The 5,436-nt window shown below is 52.2% G+C and carries 5 protein-coding genes; 3 read left to right on the top strand and 2 right to left on the bottom strand.

Going from position 1 to position 5,436, the window contains the following annotated elements; all coding sequences use genetic code 11:
* The first annotated feature begins 159 nt into the window (after positions 1-159).
* Positions 160-2,481: a PBP1A family penicillin-binding protein gene (locus JRI95_16195; GenBank protein MBW2063084.1), complete on the top strand. Its 2,322-nt coding sequence runs from the start codon at positions 160-162 to the stop codon at positions 2,479-2,481.
* A gap of 8 nt (positions 2,482-2,489) precedes the next feature.
* On the top strand, positions 2,490-4,439 hold the full coding sequence (locus tag JRI95_16190; GenBank protein MBW2063083.1) for an ATP-dependent DNA helicase: 1,950 nt from the start codon (positions 2,490-2,492) through the stop codon (positions 4,437-4,439).
* 126 nt (positions 4,440-4,565) lie between these two features.
* Here the strand turns inward: JRI95_16190 and JRI95_16185 are convergent, their stop codons facing one another.
* Both JRI95_16185 and JRI95_16180 read right to left on the bottom strand, forming a co-directional pair.
* Positions 4,566-4,766 carry a hypothetical protein gene (locus JRI95_16185; protein ID MBW2063082.1) on the bottom strand — a complete coding sequence of 67 codons (201 nt, stop codon included), beginning with the start codon at positions 4,764-4,766 and terminating at the stop codon, positions 4,566-4,568.
* Complete coding sequence (locus tag JRI95_16180; GenBank protein ID MBW2063081.1) at positions 4,759-5,001, bottom strand: zinc ribbon domain-containing protein; 243 nt, start codon at positions 4,999-5,001, stop codon at positions 4,759-4,761. The genes JRI95_16185 and JRI95_16180 overlap by 8 nt, the downstream gene beginning before the upstream one ends.
* Before the next feature lie 233 nt (positions 5,002-5,234).
* Between JRI95_16180 and JRI95_16175 the strand changes: the two genes are divergently transcribed.
* On the top strand, positions 5,235-5,436 hold a 202-nt coding region (locus JRI95_16175), incomplete at its 3' end, for an acyl-CoA dehydrogenase family protein (protein ID MBW2063080.1).

Here is a 5,436-nt window from a genome sequence, read left to right as displayed (position 1 = left end):
TAGTGGATAAAATTTAGTATAAATCTATTCCTGGCTGAGTGACGTGGCCTTGTTTGAGGGCTCATAGAGGCCCGGGGTTTTATTTTGGTAAAACAAAACAAAAAAAAGACATTGTCTAATAAAAACCGGAAACGCCCGGTCCGCCGCCGCAGCGTTTTCTTGACCATTATCCTTGTCCTCTTTTCCCTGATCATTATCCTTGCCGCGGCTGGCGGTGTCGCACTTTTTTTCGCTTATCAATACTATTCTCGGGATCTGCCTTCCATTGAAGCCTTAAGAGACTACCAGCCCAAGACGGTCACCTACTTTTATTCAGATGACGGTCGGGTCATCGGCGAATTCTCTCACGAGCGCCGCATTGTTGTCCCCCTGGAAAAAATTCCCAAGCATGTCATCCAGGCCTTTATTGCGGCTGAGGACGCCAATTTTTATGAACACCCTGGCATTGATTTGACGAGCATTGTCCGGGCGTTTATTAAAAATCTGTCAGCCGGCCGAATCGTGCAGGGTGGGAGCACCATTACCCAGCAGGTCACCCGAACCTTCCTCCTGACCAGGGCCAAGACCTACGAACGCAAGGTGCGGGAGGCCATTCTAGCTTACCGTATTGACAAGAATCTAACCAAGGACGAGATTCTTTCCCTTTACCTGAACCAGATTTATCTTGGTCACGGGGCCTACGGTTTGGAAGCGGCGGCGCAGTCGTACTTCAACACCCGCGTGGGTCAGCTTACCCTGGCTCAGGCCGCTTTTCTAGCCGGGCTGACCCAGGCGCCAAGCCGTTATTCACCCTTTACTCACCCGGAGCAGGCTCGAGAACGCCAGATATACTCACTCAACCGCATGGTTGAAGTCGGTTATATCACCAGGAGCGAGGCAAGGCAGGCCAAGGCCGAGCCTCTTGTTTTTTACGAACGGCCCAATGTCAACCTGACTGTCACCCCCTATTTTACAGAGCATGTCCGCCGCATTCTGGAGAAGAAATACGGACCGGAAAGGCTGTATAACGACGGGTTGAAAGTTTACACCACAGCTAACATCGAAATGCAGGCAGCGGCCTGGCGCTCTATCAGGCGCGGTCTGCGAGAACTGATCAAGCGCCACCAGTATTACGGTCCCCTGAGGAAGCTCTCCGGGCAAGAGATTGATGACTTCCTGATCAAGCAAGCCTCCATCCTGGCCGATGACCCCATGGCCGCCGGCCGTGAAATCGAGGCCGTGGTGACCCGCGTCAATACCTCTGCGAAGAGTTTAATGATAAAGGTCGGTCATCTAAAGGGGCGGGTTAAAAGCAAGGAACTTGCATGGGCCCTGACCGGCGGCCGGGATATCCATAAGGTCTTTAGACCAGGTTCCGTTATCCTGGTTCGGGCGCTCAGCCAGGAGCCTAAGACCGGGGTCTGGTTGTTTTCTCTGGAGCAGGAGACTGAGACGCAAGCCGCTTTCCTTTGCCTGGATATAGACACGGGTCAAGTCAAGGTCCTGATTGGAGGACGCGATTTTACCGAATCTCAATTCAACCGGGCTGTCCAGTCTCGCCGGCAGCCGGGCTCTGCCTTCAAACCGATCATTTACACTGCTGCCCTGGATCACGGTTTTACACCGGCGTCCATCATTATTGATTCGCCGATCGTGTATGATGATTTCCTGCACATGCGCCGGTGGAAACCGCGCAACTATGATACGAAATTTCACGGTCCGACTCTGGTTTATACAGCCCTGACCAAATCTCGCAATGTTATAACCATCAAGCTTCTAAAAAAGGTCGGCTTGAAACCCGTCATAGAGTATGCTCGTAAGATGGGGATTGTCTCACCCCTTACGCCTGACCTTTCTCTGGCTTTGGGTTCATCCGGCGTTTCCCTCCTGGAGCTGGTCACTGCATACACCGTCTTCCCCACCTTGGGTAACAGGATAGATCCGATATTCATTAACCGGATTGAAGATCGCCACGGCCGAATCATCGAGGAATTCAGCCCTCAATTTGAACCCGTCATCAGCCCGCAAACAGCTTATGTGATGCTGAGCATGCTTGAGGGCGTGGTTGCCAGCGGAACCGCTAGAAAGGTCAAGGCGCTCAACCGTCCGGTGGCTGGCAAAACCGGCACCACCAATGATCTGGCTGACGCCTGGTTTATCGGTTTCACCCCGGGTTACCTCACCGGGGCCTGGGTTGGCCGGGACGAGCTGAAACGCCTGGGTGACAGGGAGACAGGCGGAAGGGCGGCCGCTCCCATTTTTCTGTATTTCATGCAGGAAATCCTTAAGGATAAGCCGGTTCGGGATTTTGAAATTCCAGAGGGCGTTACCCTGGCCCATATCAATCCCCGCACTGGCGCTCAGGCCGGACCCGAGACTTTAGACCCCATGCTGCTTTTCTTCAAGGAAGGCACTGTTGGAACCGGTATCACTGAGGTGGAGGTCACTTTAGACACCGAGGCCGATACGACCGGCACCGGGTTGAGCGAAAAAGATCTCTAATCAGACTAGTGCCCAACCTTCCTTCAGCCAAAAAGATACGCATTGCAGATTTACTCGGGCCGGATGGGCTTCTAGCCCGCTCCTGGCCTGACTACGAATACCGCTTGAGCCAGATTGAGATGGCTGAAAAGGTAAGCCAGGCATTTAAGTCCGACGACATCGTCCTGATCGAGGCAGGAACCGGCACGGGTAAGACGCTGGCCTATCTCCTCCCCGCTCTCCTCAGCGGCCGAAAAACCGTTGTCTCCACTGGGACCAAGAATCTACAAGAACAGATCTTTGACAAGGACATACCATTCATTCAACGTTACCTTGGCCAGGGATTCAAGGCTGCCTGTCTTAAGGGCCGGGAGAATTATCTCTGCCTTTATCGCTACAGGTCTTTTATCCGGGAGCCAACCCTTGCCTTAGCCAGCGAGGCCGTGTACCTGGAGGCCTTGAAGCAGTGGGCCGAGACCACGACCACAGGTGACCGGGCCGAACTGTCTGATCTGCCTGATGATTTTCTCATGTGGTCCGACCTTTCCGTTTCAGGGGAGCGCTGTTTGGGCGGTAAGTGCCCTGATTTTGGGGATTGCTTTCTGCAAAAGGCCAGGCGCATTGCATCTGCGGCCGATCTGGTTGTGGTTAATCACCACCTCTTCATGGCCGATCTGGGCATCCGGGATGAAGGTCATGGTGAGGTTATTCCTTCATATGGCGCTGTTATTTTTGATGAGGCGCATCAGCTCGAGGAGATAGCTACTCAATACTTTGGCCTGAGCGTCAGTTCCTGGCGGCTGTTGGAACTGAAACGCGACTCCAGCCTGGCCCTGCTGCGGGCCAAAAAGATGAACACCGGCCTGGATCAAACACTGACTGTCCTGGGGCATCAGTCAGACTCCCTGGCTCGAAATTTTTTCACCCGCGAAGGTGAATTTCAACTGGAAGTGGACGGCGACCCGGTAATGGATCGTCTGCGTGAGTTTGGGGCCCAGGTAGCGGTTGGCCTGGATAACCTGGCGGCGCGGCTGGAGGCTGTGAGCCAGGCGGATGAGGAGATCGAGTCCCTGGCCTTTCGTGCCCGAACCATAAGCAGGGAACTCTCCTTTATTCTGGAAGGAAGAGATTCAGGATATGTCTTTTGGGCAGAGCAAAGGTCGGGCGGCGTCTTTCTCAGGGCTTCACCCATTGAGGTCGGGCGGTTTTTTCAAGAAAAGCTCTATGCCCGGGGGCTCCCGCTGGTTTTTACTTCAGCCACCCTGGCCACCGAACGCTCTTTTAAATATTATAAAGAAAGACTCGGGATTCTGCCTGAGGTTGATGGCTATGTCCTCGATTCCCCCTTTGATTACACCCGGCAGTCCCTGTTTTACGTGCCGCCTCATCTGCCTCCGCCGCAAAACAACCGCTTTTTAAATTCCCTGACCGCTGAGATCGAAAAGCTGCTCAACGTGAGCCAAGGCCGAGCCTTTGTCCTTTTTACATCCTATCGGAATTTGAACTATGTTGCTGAACGACTGCCAGAGCGGCTGGCCTGGCCCTGTTTGATTCAAGGCCAGGCGCCACGGTCCGCATTACTCGATCGTTTTCGCCAGGAAAAGGATTCCGTACTTCTGGCCACCCAGAGTTTCTGGCAGGGGGTTGACGTGCCCGGTGAAAGCCTGTCTGCCGTGATTATTGATAAGCTGCCTTTTGCCCCACCGGAAAGACCTCTGGTTAAGGCCCGTTTGCAAAAGCTCAGAGAGGAAGGTTTTGATCCTTTCATGAGCTACCAGGTGCCAGAGGCAATCATCACCCTCAAACAGGGCCTGGGTCGGCTCATCCGAACCAAGACCGATCATGGCCTTCTGGCCGTTCTCGATACCAGGATTTTAACCAGGCGCTATGGAAAGAAGTTTATACGCAGCCTCCCACCCAGCCCCTTGACCCATGATCTGACTCAGGTTGTTGACTTCTTTAGGGCTATGTCCGGATAAGGACCTTCTCGCAGCTCTCTTTCTGCACACGACAGTTTGCTAAAAAAGAATTTATGATTCCTCAAGAAGCACTGGGCGCGGTGAAAAGAAGGGGGTCTTTTTAACGGCTGGTTGTAATCGAAATGATTACTTTAGAGTCGGATCAATAATGGCGAGATCTTTTTCCTTCTCCCTGATCAGGTCTTCCAGCTCCTCGATGCGCTGGAGATGACCGGGCTTGAGACCATGGGGCGGCAGGTTCTGCTCTAATTGATCATGGTCTGTTTTTAACGCTTTCAGTTCAGCCTTGATGCGTTCGACTCTGAGGGCATTGGAATTTTCAGTCATGACCGCCTGGGATTTCGATGGTTCCGCAACTGCCGCTGGCGCAATCTTTAGTAGAAACATTGACTTCAGATTCTCGGGATGAACCGCTGATTAAGTAATTGGTCCTGCTCAAGACCCGCTCCAGTTCCTCGCCCTGACAATGCGGGCACTTCATCTCCTGCTCGTCATTATCGGACCTGAAGAGAAGTTCAAAGATTTCATTACAGGCCAGACAACGAAATTCATAAATTGGCATTACTTTCTCCTCACCTCCCAGGGTTTCATTAATCATGAGCTGTATGATTTGTCAACCTGCTTCTTATTATTTTTAAAGCCAATGACCTGGATTTCCCTTATAAAAAACATCTTTTTCTTGCCTTTAATTTTGAAATCAACCATAATTTATGGCTGGTGAAAAAGGAGTATATCGTTTTATATTTTTCAACCCTGTGAGACAGGGAAGAAGAGAAAAATCAAGGAGGAAGTTAGATGGCTGAATTCACTTTGGATGAGGATCAACAGCAGATACAGGACATGATGCGGAAGTTTGCTCAGAATGAGCTTCGGGAGATTGCTAGGGATTGTGACGAGGAGGCCGAGCTGCCGTCTGATCTTCTGGACAAGGTCTGGGAGCTGGGTTTTACGCATAATGCCATTGAGGAGAAATACGGGGGTTACGAGCTGGGCCGGT

The sequence above is a fragment of the Deltaproteobacteria bacterium genome (genome assembly GCA_019308995.1).
In the GTDB taxonomy this organism is placed as follows: Bacteria; Desulfobacterota; Desulfarculia; order Adiutricales; family JAFDHD01; genus JAFDHD01.
The sequence above is the reverse complement of the archived record's forward strand: the minus strand, read 5'-3'. Positions and strand labels throughout refer to the sequence as shown.